We start from the raw sequence: 16,273 nt of genomic DNA, 5'->3' as shown, positions 1-16,273 counted from the left end.
CCTGGGTCAGAACCCCGAGTGGTCGGGCGCCGCAGGCGCGGGGCCGGACACCGGGCCGGCGGCCACCGGCTGCGCGGCATCCTGCTCGTCCTTGGCCCGGTGGATCTGCTCGTAGACCCGCGCCCGCAGCTCGGCGAACCGCGGCGAGGACCGGGTGGTGAGCTGGTCGCGCTCGTCGGGCAGGTCGATCTGGAGGTCGTCGCGGATCACCGTCGGCGAGTTGGACAGGATGAGCACCCGCTGGCCGAGGTAGACCGCCTCGTCGATGTCGTGGGTGACGAACAGCGTGGTGACCTGGAACCTGTGCCACAGGTCGCGGATGAGGTCCTCCAGGTCGGCGCGGGTCTGCGCGTCGACCGCGGCGAACGGCTCGTCCATGAGCAGCACGTGCGGCTCGTAGGCCACCGCGCGGGCGATCGCGACCCGCTGCTGCATGCCACCGGAGAGCTGCCACGGGTAGGCCGCGTGCGCCTCCGCCAGCCCGACGGCGGCCAGCGACTCCTCCACCAGCTCCGTGCGCCGGGCGGCGGGCAGCTTCTTCTGCTTGAGCGGCAGCTCGACGTTCTCCCGCACGGTCATCCAGGGGAACAGACTGCGCCCGTACTCCTGGAAGACCACGGCCATGCCCGGCGGCGGGCCCTGGACGCGGGTGCCCTCGAGCAGCACCTCGCCCTCGGTCGGGTCGAGCAGCCCCGACATGATCTTCAGCAGCGTCGTCTTGCCGCACCCCGAGGGACCGACCAGGCAGGCGAGCTCGCCGGCCTGCAGGGTGAACGTCAGGTCGCGGACGGCCTCGACCGTGCGGTCCTTGCTCTCGTAGACCTTCTTGATGCCGCGGACGTCGAGCATGGGAACCCTTCGCAGGATGTGAGGGAGGTCAGGAGGAGCGCTGCGCGCGGCGCAGGCCGTGGTACCACGCGAGCTGCCGGCTCTCGACGATCCGGAACAGCAGGGCCAGGAGGAAGCCGAGCAGGCCGAGCATGAGCATGCCCGCCCAGGTCTCCGGGATGGCGAAGCTGCGCTGCGCCTGGACGACGGCGTAGCCCAGCCCGTTGGTGGCGGCGAACAGCTCGCTGATGACCATCAGGATGATCGCGACCGACAGCCCCTGGCGAAGCCCGGCGAAGATCTGCGGACTGGCGCTGGGCAGGACCAGGTTCCGCAGTCGCGACCAGCCGCGCAGGCCGTAGACGCGGCCGGTGTCGCTGAGCACCTCGTCGACGGCGCGCACGCCCTCCACGGTGTTCAGCAGGATCGGCCACATGCAGCCGAAGGCGATGACGACGATCTTCATCCCGTCACCGAGGCCGAACAGCAGGATGAAGATCGGCACCAGCACCGGCGGCGGGATGGCCCGGAAGAATTCGAAGACCGGCTCCGTCAGGGCCCGGACCGTGCGCGACGTGCCGATCAGCACGCCCAGGGCGAGGGACACGACGACGGCCAGCGCGTAGCCGGCCGCCAGCCGGTAGAGGCTCGGCCAGACGTCGGCGGCCAGGCGGGGGCCGAACCACTCCTCGACCAGGCTGTCGAGGATCTCCGACAGCGGGGGGAAGAAGAAGCTGGTGCTGCCGGCGCTGGCGAACCACCAGGCGGTGAGCAGGATGACCGGCAGGCCCAGGGTCATCGCGACCCGACGGAGCACGCTCATGCCGCCACCTCCGCTCGCTGGGACGGGTGCCACGACAGCGCCCGCCGCTCGATGGTCCGGAAGACCAGGTTGACGATCACGCCGAGGATGCCCGTGACGACCACGATGGCGTAGGTGGCGGTGACCGCACCGCTGCTCTGCGCGTTGTTGAGCAGCTGACCCAGCCCCGGGGTACCGATGACCAGCTCGGCGGTGACCGCGAGGATCAGCGCCACGGCGGCCCCGAGCCGCAGCCCGGTCATCACGTACGGCAGCGCGGTGGGCCAGGTGACGTGGCGGACCCGCGCCCAGGGACCCAGCCCGTAGGCGCGTGCGGTGTCCTGCGCGACCGGGTCGACGTCCTGCACCCCGTAGAGGACCTGGATGAGGATCTGCCAGAAGGCGGCGTAGACCACCAGGAGCAGCTCGCTCTCCAGGTCGTTGCCGTACAGCAGGACGGCGATCGGGATGAGCGCCACCGACGGGATCGGGCGCAGGAACTCGATGGTGGAGGCGGTGAACTCCCGGGCGAACCGGAAGGTGCCGAGGAAGAGCCCCAGCAGCACGCCGGCCACCGCGGCGATGGCCAGGCCGATCGCCCAGCCCTTCAGGGTCTCGAGGACGGCGGTCCAGAACTCGGGACGGCCGAACTGCGCGACCAGCTCCGCGCCGATCTCCGACGACGGCGGGAACCAGCGCCGCGGGACCAGCCCGATCCGCGGCGCCACCTCGACGAGCACGACGAGCACGAGCAGGCCGAACAGCCCCAGGGCCCAGGTCGGCACCGGCCGCCGCCGGCCCGCTCGCGGGGAACGGGCCGGCGGTGCAGCACCCGCCGCCGCCCGGGTAGCGGTCGACCCGGTCACGGCAGCAGGGCGTCCAGGTCCGGAGCCTCGTCGAGCAGCCCGTCCTCCACCGCGAGGTCGGAGAGGGTCTGCACCGAGTCGCGGTTGATCTCGGCCGGCCAGGCCGGCAGCGTCATCTCCTCGGCGATGGCCGGGTCGATCTGGGTGTACTCACCGAGGATCTCGCGGACGGCGTCCGGGTTCTCCTGCGCGTACTCCAGCGACTGCTCCATCGCGTCGCTGAAGCACTGGACGGCCTCGGGGTTCTCCTGCGCGTACTGCGCGCTGGTGAAGTACCCGGCCACGGTGAGGTCGTCGGCGGTGTCGACGAAGTTCGACGTCACGACCTGCGCACCCTCGTCGGTCGACACGGCCAGGAACGGCTCCACCACCCAGGCGGCGTCGACGTTGCCCTGCTGGAGCGCGGCAGGCATCTCCGGGAACGGCAGCTCCACGAAGTCGATGCTGTCCGGGTCGCCACCTGCGGCGCGCACCGACTCGCGAACCGTCGTCGTCCCGATGTTGTTCAGCGTGTTGACCGCCACGGTCCGCCCGGCGAGGTCGGCGGCGCCGGTGATGCCGCTGTCCGGGCTGGTGACGACGGCGCCGAAGTCCGCGCCCTGCTCACCGGTCGAGGCGACACCGTTCGCGACGATCTGCAGCGGCAGTCCCTCGCTGGCGGCCAGCAGCAGCGAGGTGATGTTGCTGAAGCCGAACTGCGACTGGCCGCTGACGACCGCGGGCACGATCGCGGCGCCGCCCTGGCCGGTCTCCAGCGTCAGGTCCAGGCCGCAGTCCTCGAAGAACCCCTGCTGGTCACCGAGGTAGATCGGCGCGACGTCGACGATGGGGATGACGCCGACCGACACCTGCTCCACCTCGCCGCCTTCTCCGCCACCGGCGGCGGCGCCCGACTCCTCGTCAGAGCCGCCGCAAGCGGCGACCAGCATGAGCGGCGCGGTGACGAGCGCGGCCACGGTGCGGCGCATGGGATCTCCTTCGATCGACGACCAGGATCGACACTTGTTCGCTGGGCGAACGCGTGTGTGCGATGTGAACGCTGGCACGTGAGGACGATCACGTCAATCGGGCGTGACCTGACCGTCATGCGTGCGCATGCCGAACCCGCGTTCTCAAAGCGCACAGTATGGTGATGCCGCTCACGACCAGTCGGACAGAAGGAGTGCCGTGACCTCCGTGCCCGACGAGCGGCCGGTGCCCGTCCGGGACGGCACGTACGTGCAGTCCCTCGACCGGGGGCTCGCCGTCATCCGCGCCTTCGACGCCGAGCACCCGCGGCTCCAGCTCAGCGAGGTGGCCCGCGCCACCGGGCTCACCCGCGCGGCCGCACGCCGCTTCCTGCTCACCCTCGTCCAGCTGGGCTACGTGCGCGCCGACGGCCGCGAGTTCTCCCTGCGACCGCGGGTGCTCGAGCTCGGCTACTCGTACCTGTCGGGGCTCACCCTGCCCGACGTCGCCCAGCCGCACCTGGAAGCGCTCGTGAGCCGGGTACAGGAGTCCTCCTCGCTGTCGGTGCTCGACGGCGACGACGTCGTCTACGTGGCGCGGGTGCACACCAAGCGGATCATGACCGTGATGATCACCGTCGGCACCCGCTTCCCGGCCTACGCCACCTCCATGGGCCGGGTCCTGCTCGCCGGGCTGCCCGCCGGGGAGCTCGACGCGTACCTCGGGCGCGCCGAGCTGGCGCCGCTCACCGCCCGCACCGTCACCACTGCCACCGAGTTGCGGCGCACGCTCGACGCCGTGCGCGAGCAGGGCTTCGCGATGGTCGACCAGGAGCTCGAGGAGGGGCTGCGCTCGGCCGCCGCACCGGTCCGCGACCGCGGCGGCGCCGTCGTCGCCGCGGTCAACCTGTCGGTCAGCGCCAGCCGCACCTCGCTGGAGCAGCTGGAGCACGAGTTCGTCCCGCCGCTCCTGGAGACCGCCACCCAGATCGAGCGCGATCTGGGCCGCAGCTCGCGATCGTGAACGCACCCGTCCGACCTCGGCACGGCGCCTGGCGCCTGGCCCTGCCTGCCGCCGTCCTCGTGCTGGTGGCGCTCTGCCTGCGCGCGCCGTTCGCCGCCGTGGGCCCGCTGCTGGGCGAGCTCGGCGACGAGCTGTCCCTGTCCACGGGCGCGCTCGCCGTCGTCACCGCCCTGCCGCTGGTCTGCTTCGGGCTGGTCTCCCCCTTCGCCCCGGCGCTGGCCGCGCGGTTCGGCGTGCACCGGGCCGTGCTGATGGGGGTCACCGCCCTCGCCGGGGGCATCCTCCTGCGACTGGCCGGGGTGCCCGGGCTCTACGTGGGCACCGTGCTACTGACCGGCGGCATCGCGATCGGGAACGTCTTGCTGCCCGCGGTGGCGCGGGCGGAGTACGGCGCGCGCAGCGCGGTCGTCGTCGGCATGATCGTCGCCGCCATGGCGGCGTCGGCCAGCATCGGTGCCGGGCTGGCCCAGCCGCTGGCCGGCGCCGCGGGCAGCGCCCTGGGCGGGCTGCTGCTGTGGGGGGTCCCGGTGCTGGCCGCGCTGGTGGCCATGGCCGCCCTGACCCGCGCGCGGCGGGACACCCCCCGGCCGGCGCCTGCCCCGGTCGGTGCCCGCGCCGCCGTGCTGCGCGACCGCGTGGCGCTCGCGGTCACCCTCTTCTTCGGGCTCCAGTCGCTGTCCTTCTACGCGATGCTCACCTGGCTGGCCGACGTGCTGGAGGCGGAGTCCGGGGTATCCCCCGTCGCCGCCGGCGGGCTGCTGGCGCTGGCGGCCGGGCTCGGCATCCCCGCGTCCCTGGTCGTTCCTCCGCTGGCGGCCCGCCGCCCCGGCCAGCAGGGATGGGTGCTGGTGGGCACCCTGCCGGTCCTCGCCGGGATCACCGGCCTGCTCGTGGCGCCCGCCGCGGCACCGGTGCTGTGGGCGCTGCTGTACGGCCTCGGCACCGGCGTCTCCTTCCCGCTGGCGATGACCCTGATCCTGCAGCGCACCCGCGATGTGGCCCAGACCGGCCGGTTGTCCGCCTCGGCGCAGAGCATCGGGTACCTGCTCGCCGCCACCGGCCCGCTCGGCGTCGGCCTGCTGCACGAGACCACCGGCGGCTGGGCCCCCGGGCTGGTGCTGCTCCTGGTGGTCGTGGCCGCGCAGCTCGTCGTCGGCCTGGCCGCCGCCCGCCCCGGCCACGTCGCCGCGACCGTCTGACCCTCCGGCGGCGCCGCGGCTCTGAGTTTCTGCGGAGAAGCGGGTCAGGGGTCAGGGGTCGGCGGTGACGCCCTCCGGCGTCCGCTCGACCGGCGTGCCGACGACGCCGTGCAGGTGGCACGCGGCCAGCTGACCGGGCGCGCCCGCCGGCTGCAGCGCGGGGTCGACGTCGTCGCACGGCTCGAACACGTACGGGCAGCGGGTGCGGAACCGGCAGCCGCTGGGGACGGCGGACGGCGAGGGGACGTCACCGGTCAGCACGATCCGCTGCCGGGCCCGCTCCTGCGCCGGGTGCGGCACCGGGACCGCGGACAGCAGCGCCTGCGTGTACGGCATCTCCGGGGCGCTGCCCACCGCCGCCGCCGGCCCGATCTCCACGATCCGCCCCAGGTACATGACGGCGATCCGGTCGGAGATGTGCCGGACGGCGGAGAGGTCGTGGGAGATGAACAGCAGCGTGAGCCCCAGCTGCCGCTGCAGCCGGCGCAGCAGGTTGAGCACCTGGGCCTGCACGCTCACGTCGAGGGAGGCGATCGCCTCGTCGCAGACCAGGAAGTCCGGCTCCCCTGCCAGCGCCCGGGCGATGCCGACCCGCTGCCGCTGACCGCCGGAGAACTCGTGCGGGTAGCGGCCGGCCACCACCGGGTCCAGGCCGACCAGCTCCAGCAGCTCGCCCACCCGCGCCGCGCGCTCCCGCTTGCCCGTCCGTAGGCCGTGCACCTCCAGCGGCTCGCTGACCGTCTGCGCCACGGTGCGCCGGGGGTCGAGGGAGGCGAACGGGTCCTGGAACACCATCCCGGCCCGGCGGCGCATCTCCTTGAGGCCGCGGCGGTCCAGCGAGGTGACGTCGGTGCCGTCGAAGGTGACCGTGCCCCCGGTCGGCGGGACCAGGCGCAGCAGCGCGTTGCCCAGCGTCGACTTCCCGCAGCCGGACTCGCCCACCAGGCCGAGCGTCTCGCCGCGCAGGATGTCCAGGTCGACGCCGTCCACGGCGCGCAGCACCCCGCCCGGCGTCCGGCGGAGACCGCCGCCCCCGACGGGGAAGTGCACCTCCAACCCGCGGGCGGAGACCAGCACGTCCTCGCTCATCCGCGGCTCCCCCCGTCCGCGTCCTCGGTGCACCACGTCGCCGCGCGGTGCGGCAGCCCCGCGCCGTCGCCGGGGTGGGCCCCGGACGCCGTCGCGCCCGCCGTGGCGCGGGAGACGATCGACAGCGGCGGCTGCTCGGTCTCGCAGCGCGGGTCGGCGCGCACCGGGCACCGCGGCCAGAAGACGCAGCCCGGCGGCAGGTCGGTGGGCGGGGGCGGCAGCCCCGGGACGACGGTCAGCTCGGGCACCTCGCCGTCGGGGCCCGCCGGCGCCGCCAGGTCGGGCAGCGAGCCCAGCAGGCCGCGGGTGTACGGGTGCGCCGGCCGCTCGAGGACGTCGTCGACCGTGCCGTCCTCCACGCACCGCCCGCCGTACATGACCAGCACCCGGTCGGCGATCCCGGCGACGACGCCGAGGTCGTGGGTGATCCAGATGACGCCCGTGCCGTGCTCGGCCTGCAGCCCCTCGATCAGGTCGATGATCTGCGCCTGCACGGTGACGTCCAGCGCCGTCGTCGCCTCGTCGGCGATCAGCAGCGACGGCGAGTTCGACAGCGCGATCGCGATGACGACCCGCTGGCGCATCCCGCCGGAGAGCTCGTGCGGGTAGCGGCCCAGCGCCCCCTCCGGGTCGGGCAGCCCCACCTCGCGCAGCAGCTCCGCGGCGCGGGCCCGGGCGTCGGACTTGGAGACGTCGCCGTGCGCCCGGATGCCCTCGACCAGCTGCCGGCCGATGGTCAGCACCGGGTTCAGCGACGTCATCGGGTCCTGGAAGACCATGCCGGCGCCCGGGCCGCGCACCTGGCGCAGCCGGTCGGGGGCCATGGTCAGCAGGTCCTCGCCCTGCAGCAGCGCCCGGCCGGTCACCGTCGCCACCCCCGTGGGCAGCAGGCCCAGCAGGGCCAGCACCGAGACGCTCTTGCCGCTCCCGGACTCCCCGACGACGGCCACCGTCTCCCCCGGGCCGACGGTGTAGCTCAGCCCGTTGACCACGTCGGCCGGCCCGCGCGGCGTGCGCAGCCGCACCCGCAGGTCCTCCACCTCCAGCACCGGCTCGCCGCTCACTGCTCCCCTCCCCCGCCGCCGGCGGCGGCCGCGCCCTTGCCGCTGCCGGCCATCAGGGTGCGCTGGCGCGGGTCGAGCGCGTCGCGCAGCCCGTCTCCGAGCAGGTTGAAGCAGAGCACGGTCAGGAAGATCGCCATCCCCGGGAAGAACGCCAGCCACCAGGCCAGCTGGATGTAGCCGCGGCCCTCGGCCAGCATCAGCCCCCACGAGGGGTCGGGCGGCTGGGTGCCCAGGCCGAGGAACGACAGCGCCGCCTCGGCCAGCACTGCGAAGGCCAGGCTGATCGAGGTCTGCACGATGATCGGGGGCGCGGCGTTGGGCAGGATGTGGCGGGTCAGGATCCGCCAGTCCGAGGCGCCGACCGACCGGGACGCCCGCACGTACACCTCCTCGCGCACGCCCAGGACGCTGGCACGGGTCACGCGGGCGAAGATCGGCGTGTAGACGATGCCGATCGCCAGCGCGGTGTTGCCCGACCCCGGCCCCCGGACGGCGAGGACGGCGATCGCCAGCAGCACCGCGGGGAACGCGAACAGCATGTCCATGAACCGCATGAGGACGTCGTCGACCCACTTGCCGTAGTAGCCGGCGAGCAGGCCGATCATCGTGCCGACCACCAGCGCGAAGCCGACGGCCAGGAAGCCGACCTTCAGCGACACCGAGGCGCCGAGGATGACCCGGCTGAGGATGTCCCGGCCGAGGTCGTCGGTGCCGAACGGGTGCTCCCAGCTGGGTGACTGCAGCCGGTCGGCCACCTCGATGTCGTTGGCGCCGTCGGGGGCGATCGCGTCGTCGAAGATCGCCACGACCACGATCAGCAGCAGGAGCACCGAGGCGATGGCCGCCGTGGGGTTGTGCGCCAGCAGGCTGAGCGTCTCGCGCCAGCGCGGGCGGGCCGGCCGCAGCGTGGCGACCGGCGACGTGCCCGGCGACCCCGCCGGGGTGTCCGGGGAGTTGCCGGGCTCGGGGACGGGCGCGCCGGTCATGTCAGCAGGCCTCGGCTGGATGTCATCGGCAGCAGGCCTCGGCTGGATGTCATCGCCGGATTCGGGGGTCGATGGCGGTGTAGAGCAGGTCGACGACCAGGTTGATGACCAGGAAGACGACGGCGAACAGCAGGATCGCGCCCTGCAGCACCGGGTAGTCGCGGGCCTGGACCGCCTGCAGCGCGAGCTGCCCCAGGCCCGGCCAGGAGAAGACGATCTCCACGACGACGACGCCGGAGAGCAGGTAGGCCAGCTGCACGCCGGTCACCGTGACCAGCGGCAGCAGGGCGTTGCGCAGCACGTGCCAGGTGAACACCTGCCCGGTCGGCAGCCCCTTGGCCTGCGCCGTCCGGACGTGGTCCGAGCCCAGCGCCTCGAGCATGCTGGACCGCACGAACCGGGTGATCACCGAGCCGGACACCACCCCGGTGACCAGCGCCGGCATGAGCAGGCGCTGGAACCAGGCCCCCGGATCCTCGCTGATCGGCACGTACCCGCCCGAGGGCAGCCAGCCCAGCGTCCCGGCGAAGACCAGGATGAGCACGATGCCCATCCAGAAGTCGGGCACCGAGATGCCGAACTGGCTGATCACCGTGGCGACGCGGTCGACGATCGACCGGGGCCGCAGCGCCGAGACGGTGCCCAGCGGGATGGCGATGACCAGCGCGACCACGATCGAGGCGAACGCCAGCGTCAGCGTGGCCGGCAGCCGCTCGGCGATCTGCGAGGTCACCGTCTCGCCGCTGCGGAAGCTCACCCCCAGGTCGCCGCTGAGCGCCCGGCCGAACCAGGTGAAGAACTGCTCGACAAGTGGCTGGTCCAGCCCCGACCGCTCGCGCAGGGCGTCGTAGCTCTCCTGGGAGAACCGCGTGCCGAGCGCGAGCCGCACCGGATCGCCCGGTACCAGGTGCACCAGGGCGAACACGATGACGCTCACCCCGGCGAGGACGACCGCGGACTGGCCGACCCGCCGGACCAGGTATCGGGTCAGGGCAGCTCCACACCCTCGAAGTTGATGGCCTTGTCCGCCCGGATCTCGTACCCGGACAGCCCCGGGGCCCAGGCCTGCACGACGTCGGGGTTGTACAGGTACAGGTAGGAGACGTCGTCGACGATGAGCTGCGCCGCCTGGTCGTAGAGCTCCTTGCGGGTGTCCTCGTCGGTCTCCGTGGACGCCTGGGTCAGCAGCTCGTCGACCTGCGGGTTGCTGTAGCCCTGGTAGTTGCTGGAGCCGTCGGTGATGTGCTGCGCGTGGTAGAAGTCGAACGGGTCGATGTTGCCGAGCCAGCCGAGCATGAAGGCGTCGAAGTCGCCCTGGCTCTGCCGGTCCAGCCAGGTCGCGAAGTCCACGGTCTGGACGTCGACCTCGATCCCGATCGGCTCCAGCTGGCTGGCGATGACCTGCGCGGCGGTGACGGTCTCGGGGAACTCGTCGGTGACCATCAGGCCCATCGTGATCGGCGTCTGGACGCCGGCCTGCTGGATCAGCGCCTCCGCCTCCTCGACGCTCGCGTCGAACGGCGTGTAGTCGTAGTAGTAGAAGCTGTCCTCGGGGATGGCGGTCTGGTTGGGCTGCGCCGCCCCGAACCGGGCCGCCTCGGTGACCGCGCCGCGGTCGACCGCGGTGGCGATCGCCTGCCGCACGAGCGGGTTGCCGAAGGGCTCCCGGTCGTAGTTCATGGACATGTACCAGTAGTCGACGCTGGGCGTGGTGGCCAGCTCGACGGCGTCGTCACCCTCCAGCGACTCGATCTGCTGCGGCGGGATGTTGTCGGTCCACTGGACCTCGCCGTTCTGCAGCGCGGTCAGCGCCGCGGCCGGCTCGGTGATGTAGCGGAACTCGACGCCGCCGATGCTCGGCGCGCCGCCCCAGTAGTCCTCGTAGGCGGCGAGCTCGGTGCTGCTGGCGTCGGAGCTCTCCAGCGTGAACGGCCCGGTGCCCACCGCCTCGGTGGTGAGGTCGTACTCCTCGGCCGCGCCCTCGGGCAGGATCGCCATGCCCTTGAAGGCGCCGATCAGCGCCGGCAGGTTGGGCGTGGGCTGGCTGACCGTGATCTCGACGGTCTGCGGGTCGACGGCCTCGACGTTCTCGACGGTGGCGAACCGGTAGGAGTTGTTCAGCTCCTCGTCGATGATCCGGTTGTACGAGTAGACGACGTCCGAGGCGTCGAACTCGCTGCCGTCGTGGAACGTGACGCCCTCGCGCAGGGTGAACGTCCAGGTGAGCCCGTCCTCGCTGACCTCCCAGTCGGTCGCCAGGCTCGGCTCCATCGTCAGGTCCTGGGGGTTCGGGACGACGAGGGTGTCGTAGACGTTCTCCAGCACCTGGAAGCTCGGGTAGGCGCTCGTGACGTGCGGGTCGAACTGGTCGGGCTGCGCGCTCACCGCGGCCACCAGGACGTCGTCGCCGCCCCCGCCGCCACCGCCACCGGTGTCGACGCTCTCCCCTCCACCGCTGCACGCGCTGAGGGTCAGCGCGCCGACGGCGCCGAGGGACAGGAGTCGGGTGGTGCGCACGGGAACCTCCGGGGTCGGGGCAGGTCGTCCCTCGACCTTGCTCCCGTCCTCGCAGGTTGGCGACCCGGACCCGGGCGATCGTTGCCGCTTCGATATCCGCCGGTGGACCTGCGGAACGGGGTGATCCAGCTCACAATCGAGCTGTCACACCGTCGCCCCGGAGAGGTGCTCCATGACCGACGTCCACTCCACGCACCGCGCCCGCATCCCCCGCGACCGGGAGCACGACTACACCGACGAGATGGCGCACAAGCGCCAGGCCTTCGTCGCCGAGCAGACCGGCGCGGGGCTGGACCACGTCGGCCGCTACTCCATCGACCCGTCGGTCCTGCCGGGCAACGTCGAGAACTTCACCGGCGTCGCCCAGGTGCCCATCGGCCTGGCCGGGCCCCTGACCATGCGGGGCGAGCACGCCCAGGGCGACTTCTTCGTCCCGCTGGCCACGACCGAGGGCACCCTGGTGGCCAGCTACAACCGCGGGATGCGGCTGATCGGCGAGTGCGGCGGCGTGCGGACCACCGTCGTCGACGACCACATGCAGCGCGCGCCCGCCTTCGTGCTGGACGACGCGCTGGCGGCCAGGGAGTTCGGCCGCTGGGTCGACGAGAACCTCGACGGCATCCGGGCGGCGGCCGAGTCGACCACCCGCTCGGGGCGGCTCACCTACATCGGCCAGCACCAGATCGGGCCGCTGCGCTACCTGCGGGTCAACTACACGACCGGGGACGCCGCCGGCCAGAACATGACCGGCAAGGCGACGCTGGCCGCCTGCGAGTGGATCCGCGAGAACCACCCCGACCACCCGCGCTACGTGCTCTCCGGCGCCATCGACACCGACAAGAAGCACTCGCAGATCAACATGCTCATGACCCGGGGGAAGCGCGTCGTCGCCGAGGTGACGATCCCGGACGAGGTGCTGCGGCGGGTGACCGGCGTCGGCACGCGGCAGTTGTTCGAGTACCGGCAGATCGGCATGGCCGGCGCCTTCATGTCCGGCGCGGCCTACAACGGCGCGCACGCCGCCAACGGCCTGACCGCGATGTTCATCGCCACCGGGCAGGACGCCGCGAACGTGGCGGAGTCGCACTCCGGGGTCACGTACACCCAGCTGCTGGAGAACGGCGACTACTACTGGTCGACGACGCTCACCTCGCTCATCGTCGCCACCTACGGCGGCGGCACCGGGCTGCCCACGCAGCGGGAGTGCCTGGAGGTGCTGGGCTGCTACGGCGCCGACAAGGTGCAGAAGTTCGCCGAGATCTGCGCCGGTGTCGTGCTGGCCGGTGACATCTCGCTGACCTCGGCGATCCTGGCCGGCGACTGGGTGACCAGCCACGACAGCCTGGGCCGCAACCGGTAGGGCCCCGTCCGGGCCAACGCGGTCCCGCACCCGCGAGACTGCCCGGGTGGACCTCACCTGCCGCCCCATGACGCTGCACCTGCGCGACACCTTCACGATCGCCCGGTCGTCGGTGGACACCGAGGAGGTCCTCGTCGTCACCGTCGACGACGGCGGCGTCCGCGGGTCCGGCGAGGGGGCGCCGGTGGCGTACTGGGGCGAGTCGGTGGCGACCATGGCCGAGGCCGTCGCCGCCGACGGCGCCGCCCTGCTCGGCGACGACCTGCGCGACCTCGAGGGCATCGCCCGCCGGCTGCGCGCCTGGGACGGACCCCAGGGCGCGAAGATGGCCCTCGACGGCGCCGCGCACGACTGGGTGGGCCGCCGGTACGGCCTGCCGGTGTGGCGGCTCCTCGGCCTGGACGGCGTCGCGCCGCCGACGAGCTTCACGATCGGCATCTCGTCGGTGGCGGACACCGTCGCCCGCGTGCGGCGGGCCCCGGGCTTCGCCGTCTACAAGGTCAAGGTCGGCGGCCCCGGCGACCTGGAGCGGCTGGCGGCGATCCGGTCGGTGTCCGGAGCGCGGCTGCGGATCGACGGCAACGAGGGCTGGACGTTCGAGCAGGCCCGGGAGCTCACGCCACGCCTGCGCGAGCTCGGCGTGGAGATGGTCGAGCAGCCCTTCCCCGCGGCCGACGTCGACTCCTTCGCCCGGTACCGCGAGCTCCCCGACCGGCTGCCGGTCTTCGTCGACGAGGGCTGCCGGGACCTCGCCTCCGTGCCGGCGGTGGCCGGCTACGCCGACGGCATCGTGGTGAAGCTGGCCAAGTGCGGCGGCATCCGGGAGGCGCAGCGCATGCTGGCCGCCGCCGCCGCGCTGGACCTGCGGGTCATGCTGGGCTGCATGATCGAGTCGCAGCTCGGCATCGCCCAGGCCGCCCAGCTGGGGGCGCTGGCCGACCTCGTGGACCTGGACGGCCACCTGCTGATCAGCGACGAGCCGTTCACCGGGCTGGGGCTCACCGACGGGCGGCTGGTGCTGCCGGACGCACCGGGTCTCGGGCTCGTCGCGGAGGAGGCGGCGTGAGCGGGGAACGCCTGGCGGTCCTCACCGGCGGGCAGCTCGCCGAGTCCTACGCCAAGACCGCGCACGGCGTGCTGCGCTACGGCACCCGCGAGGTGGTGTGCGTCATCGACGCCGCGCACGCCGGGCGGCGCGCGGTCGACGTCGTCCCCTTCTGCGCCTCCCCCGCCCCGGTGGTCGCCGACGTCGCGGCCGCCCGGGAGCTGGGCGCGACGACGGTGCTGCTGGGCGTCGCGCCGCTCGGTGGCCGGCTCACGGCCACCTGGCGGGAGGTGCTGCTGGCCGCGCTACGCCTAGGGATGCACGTCGAGGCGGGGCTGCACACCGATCTGGGCGCCGACCCGGAGCTCGCGGCGGCGGCCCGGGCGGCCGGGGTCGCGATCCGGGACCTGCGCGCGGTCCCCGGCGACCTCGGGGTCCCGCTCGCCGAGCCGATCGCGGCCCGCGTCGTGCACACGGTGGGCTCCGACTGCGCGATCGGGAAGATGAGCGTCGTCCTCGAGCTGGACCGGGCCGCGCGCGACCGCGGGCTCGGCTCGGTGTTCGTGGCCACCGGGCAGACCGGCGTCGCGATCTCCGGCTGGGGCATGGCCGTGGACCACGTCATCTCCGACTTCGTCGCCGGGGCGGCCGACCGGCTGGTGCGCGAGGGCGCGACCCGGGGCGACCTGCTCTGGCTCGAGGGCCAGGGCTCGATCTACCACCCGGCCTACTCGGGGGTGACGCTCGGCCTGCTGCACGGTTCGTCGGCCGACGCCCTCGTGCTGTGCCACCGGGCCGGGCGGACCGCCGTCGCCGACTACCCGGGCACCGCCCTGCCCCCGCTGGCCGAGATCGTGCGCGGCTACGAGCAGGCCGCCGGCTGGGTACGCCCCGCGCGGGTCGCCGCCGTCGCGCTGAACACCGGGGGCCTGGACGACGCCGAGGCGCGGGCGGCGGTGGATGCGGCCGCCGCCGAGACCGGGCTCGTCGCCGACGACGTGGTCCGCTTCGGGGCCGGGCGGGTGCTGGACGCCGTCCTCACCGCCCTCCCGCGCTGAGGAAGGCGCCTCAGTCCACCGTCACGTCGTTGAAGGGCAGGTGCGGCTCGACCCACGGGAAGACGACGAACAGCAGCAGCGCGCAGACGGCGACCACGAGCACCAGCGACTCCAGCGCCTTGAGGCCCCTGCCACCGGGCAGGTGCCGCCAGATCCAGCCGTACATGGGTCCTCCGGGGAGCTCGGGTCAGCCTTCGCGCAGCGCCGGCGGGCCGTCGGGCATCTCGGCCTTCGGGATGGCGGCGCCGTCGAGCCGGGCGTGGATGATCAGCCGCTGGCGCGCGGAGAAGCGCGGGTGACAGGTGGTGAGGGTCAGGTAGGAGCCGGTCGGCGCGACGCCGGCGGCCTGGTTCGGCGTGGGCGCGATGACCGAGACGTCGGCCGGGCGCACGATCTGGCGTCCTGGGATGCCGCTGGGGTCGGCGAAGAGGTCGCCGGTCGCGGGGTCGCCGAGCACCCGGTACACGAACCAGCTGTCGGCCGTCTCCACGACGATCGGGTCACCGGGCTGCATCAGGTCCAGCTCCAGGAACGGCGAGCCCTTGCCGACGCGGTGGCCGGCCAGCGCCACGTTGCCCGGCTCGCCCGGCATCGCCGTGCCCTCGTAATGGCCGGGGCCCTGCGACAGCTCCCCCTCGGTGGTGCCCTCGAGGATCACGCGGGCGTAGTCCTCGCCCAGCCGCGGGATGCGCAGGACGCCGAAGGCGTCCCCGATCTCCACCTGGACCAGCCCGGCGTCCGCGGGCGCGTCCGCCCACCGGTCCTGCAGCTCGGCGCTGAGCTCGTCCTGGCGGCGGTCGGTGAGGAAGTCGGTGACGTAGACCTCGTAGACGACGAAGAGCAGCAGGACCAGCCCGCAGGTGACCAGCAGCTCGCCGACCCCGCGGACGACGCCGCGCACGCGGTCCCCGGCGGAGGCGCCGCGGCGCCGGTCGGCCGCTTCCCCGCTCCCGTCGTCCCAGAGCTCGTCGTCGTCCGGCCGGTCGTCCCAGAGCTCGTCGTCCGGCTGCTCGTCCCAGGCCTGGTCGTCCCAGACCTGGTCGTCCGGCCGGTCGTCCCAGGGCCGCAAGGCCGGGGAGCCGGCGGTGCCGATCCCGCTGCCGACGCCCGCGGGGAGCGGGACGTGGCGGTGCCGGGCCGCACGGTCGGGCACCGGCGGCACCGGCGGCCGGCCCAGCAACGGCAGCACGTCCGGCTCGGCCACGCCGCCCCACTGCGCCGTCGGGTGGGTGTCCCCGTCGCGCCGACCCCGGTCCGGGTCCGCCATACCGTTCCCCCGGGTGTCGGCCTGCGGTGCGCGCGTGCGACGCGCCCCCCGAATGCTAGGTGACGGAACGGACACGCATCGTGATCCGACGCGCCGGGAAACGCGACAGGCCCGGGGGGGGGGGGGGGGGGGGGGGGGGGGGGGGGGGGGGGGGGGGGGGGGGGGGGGGGGGGGGGGGGGGGGGGGGGGGGGGGGGGCGGGGGGGGGGCGGGGGGCCGCCG

At 73.6% G+C, this 16,273-nt stretch carries 16 protein-coding genes; 5 read left to right on the top strand and 11 right to left on the bottom strand.

The genetic code is table 11. The annotated features are described in order from the left end of the window. Positions 1 to 6: 6 nt before the first annotated feature. From ACI79T_RS18790 to ACI79T_RS18775, 4 genes are all read right to left on the bottom strand, one after another. Positions 7 to 849: an ABC transporter ATP-binding protein gene (locus tag ACI79T_RS18790; protein WP_456611621.1), complete on the bottom strand. Its 843-nt coding sequence runs from the start codon at positions 847 to 849 to the stop codon at positions 7 to 9. Positions 850 to 877: 28 nt separating this feature from the next. Beyond that, positions 878 to 1,651, bottom strand: a complete 774-nt coding sequence (locus ACI79T_RS18785) for an ABC transporter permease (protein ID WP_456611620.1) — start codon at positions 1,649 to 1,651, stop codon at positions 878 to 880. Beyond that, positions 1,648 to 2,415, bottom strand: coding sequence for an ABC transporter permease (locus ACI79T_RS18780; protein ID WP_456611619.1), 768 nt, complete (start codon positions 2,413 to 2,415; stop codon positions 1,648 to 1,650). The genes ACI79T_RS18785 and ACI79T_RS18780 overlap by 4 nt, the downstream gene beginning before the upstream one ends. A 77-nt stretch (positions 2,416 to 2,492) precedes the next feature. Then, positions 2,493 to 3,464, bottom strand: a complete 972-nt coding sequence (locus ACI79T_RS18775; RefSeq protein ID WP_456611618.1) for an ABC transporter substrate-binding protein — start codon at positions 3,462 to 3,464, stop codon at positions 2,493 to 2,495. Between the two features lie 199 nt (positions 3,465 to 3,663). Between ACI79T_RS18775 and ACI79T_RS18770 the strand changes: the two genes are divergently transcribed. Together ACI79T_RS18770 and ACI79T_RS18765 are read left to right on the top strand one after the other, a co-directional pair. Beyond that, a complete protein-coding gene (locus ACI79T_RS18770) occupies positions 3,664 to 4,467 on the top strand; it encodes an IclR family transcriptional regulator domain-containing protein (RefSeq protein WP_456611617.1) in 804 nt (267 codons plus the stop codon). Beyond that, positions 4,464 to 5,666, top strand: coding sequence for an MFS transporter (locus ACI79T_RS18765; protein ID WP_456611616.1), 1,203 nt, complete (start codon positions 4,464 to 4,466; stop codon positions 5,664 to 5,666). Before ACI79T_RS18770 ends, ACI79T_RS18765 begins: the two co-directional genes overlap by 4 nt. Positions 5,667 to 5,717: 51 nt before the next feature. Here ACI79T_RS18765 and ACI79T_RS18760 read toward each other — a convergent pair whose 3' ends face one another. Genes ACI79T_RS18760 through ACI79T_RS18740 form a run of 5 tightly spaced genes read right to left on the bottom strand, consistent with a single transcriptional unit; the run spans position 5,718 to position 11,322 of the window. Next, positions 5,718 to 6,755: an ABC transporter ATP-binding protein gene (locus ACI79T_RS18760; RefSeq protein WP_456611615.1), complete on the bottom strand. Its 1,038-nt coding sequence runs from the start codon at positions 6,753 to 6,755 to the stop codon at positions 5,718 to 5,720. Then, positions 6,752 to 7,819, bottom strand: a complete 1,068-nt coding sequence (locus tag ACI79T_RS18755; protein WP_456611614.1) for an ABC transporter ATP-binding protein — start codon at positions 7,817 to 7,819, stop codon at positions 6,752 to 6,754. The genes ACI79T_RS18760 and ACI79T_RS18755 overlap by 4 nt, the downstream gene beginning before the upstream one ends. Further along, complete coding sequence (locus ACI79T_RS18750) at positions 7,816 to 8,805, bottom strand: ABC transporter permease (protein WP_456611613.1); 990 nt, start codon at positions 8,803 to 8,805, stop codon at positions 7,816 to 7,818. The genes ACI79T_RS18755 and ACI79T_RS18750 overlap by 4 nt, the downstream gene beginning before the upstream one ends. Before the next feature lie 49 nt (positions 8,806 to 8,854). Next, complete coding sequence (locus ACI79T_RS18745; protein WP_456611649.1) at positions 8,855 to 9,784, bottom strand: ABC transporter permease; 930 nt, start codon at positions 9,782 to 9,784, stop codon at positions 8,855 to 8,857. 8 nt (positions 9,785 to 9,792) lie between these two features. Then, on the bottom strand, positions 9,793 to 11,322 hold the full coding sequence (locus ACI79T_RS18740; protein WP_456611612.1) for an ABC transporter substrate-binding protein: 1,530 nt from the start codon (positions 11,320 to 11,322) through the stop codon (positions 9,793 to 9,795). Positions 11,323 to 11,494: 172 nt separating this feature from the next. Here ACI79T_RS18740 and ACI79T_RS18735 point away from each other — a divergent pair, with 172 nt between their 5' ends. Genes ACI79T_RS18735 through ACI79T_RS18725 form a run of 3 tightly spaced genes read left to right on the top strand, consistent with a single transcriptional unit; the run spans position 11,495 to position 14,785 of the window. After that, complete coding sequence (locus ACI79T_RS18735; RefSeq protein ID WP_456611611.1) at positions 11,495 to 12,682, top strand: hydroxymethylglutaryl-CoA reductase; 1,188 nt, start codon at positions 11,495 to 11,497, stop codon at positions 12,680 to 12,682. Positions 12,683 to 12,728: 46 nt separating this feature from the next. Continuing rightward, on the top strand, positions 12,729 to 13,748 hold the full coding sequence (locus ACI79T_RS18730; protein WP_456611610.1) for a dipeptide epimerase: 1,020 nt from the start codon (positions 12,729 to 12,731) through the stop codon (positions 13,746 to 13,748). Then, complete coding sequence (locus tag ACI79T_RS18725; RefSeq protein ID WP_456611609.1) at positions 13,745 to 14,785, top strand: DUF1611 domain-containing protein; 1,041 nt, start codon at positions 13,745 to 13,747, stop codon at positions 14,783 to 14,785. Before ACI79T_RS18730 ends, ACI79T_RS18725 begins: the two co-directional genes overlap by 4 nt. A 10-nt stretch (positions 14,786 to 14,795) precedes the next feature. On the opposite strand, the gene ACI79T_RS18720 is transcribed toward ACI79T_RS18725, so the two are convergent. Together ACI79T_RS18720 and ACI79T_RS18715 are read right to left on the bottom strand one after the other, a co-directional pair. Beyond that, positions 14,796 to 14,951 carry a hypothetical protein gene (locus ACI79T_RS18720; protein WP_456611608.1) on the bottom strand — a complete coding sequence of 52 codons (156 nt, stop codon included), beginning with the start codon at positions 14,949 to 14,951 and terminating at the stop codon, positions 14,796 to 14,798. A gap of 21 nt (positions 14,952 to 14,972) precedes the next feature. Next, entirely contained in the window at positions 14,973 to 16,052 is a 1,080-nt protein-coding gene (locus ACI79T_RS18715) for a class E sortase (RefSeq protein WP_456611607.1), read from the bottom strand. Positions 16,053 to 16,273 lie beyond the last annotated feature (221 nt).

The sequence above is a fragment of the Blastococcus sp. SYSU DS0619 genome (genome assembly GCF_054051035.1).
This window is presented reverse-complemented; position numbering and strand designations above follow the sequence as displayed.

Bases quoted from the DNA above. Each gene is read 5' to 3' on its own strand.
- ACI79T_RS18720 (WP_456611608.1), bottom strand. From the start codon at position 14,951: ATGTACGGCTGGATCTGGCGGCACCTGCCCGGTGGCAGGGGCCTCAAG.
- ACI79T_RS18775 (WP_456611618.1), bottom strand. From the start codon at position 3,464: ATGCGCCGCACCGTGGCCGCGCTCGTCACCGCGCCGCTCATGCTGGTC.
- ACI79T_RS18790 (WP_456611621.1), bottom strand. From the start codon at position 849: ATGCTCGACGTCCGCGGCATCAAGAAGGTCTACGAGAGCAAGGACCGC.
- ACI79T_RS18760 (WP_456611615.1), bottom strand. From the start codon at position 6,755: ATGAGCGAGGACGTGCTGGTCTCCGCCCGCGGGTTGGAGGTGCACTTC.
- ACI79T_RS18715 (WP_456611607.1), bottom strand. From the start codon at position 16,052: ATGGCGGACCCGGACCGGGGTCGGCGCGACGGGGACACCCACCCGACG.
- ACI79T_RS18750 (WP_456611613.1), bottom strand. From the start codon at position 8,805: ATGACCGGCGCGCCCGTCCCCGAGCCCGGCAACTCCCCGGACACCCCG.
- ACI79T_RS18735 (WP_456611611.1), top strand. From the start codon at position 11,495: ATGACCGACGTCCACTCCACGCACCGCGCCCGCATCCCCCGCGACCGG.
- ACI79T_RS18785 (WP_456611620.1), bottom strand. From the start codon at position 1,651: ATGAGCGTGCTCCGTCGGGTCGCGATGACCCTGGGCCTGCCGGTCATC.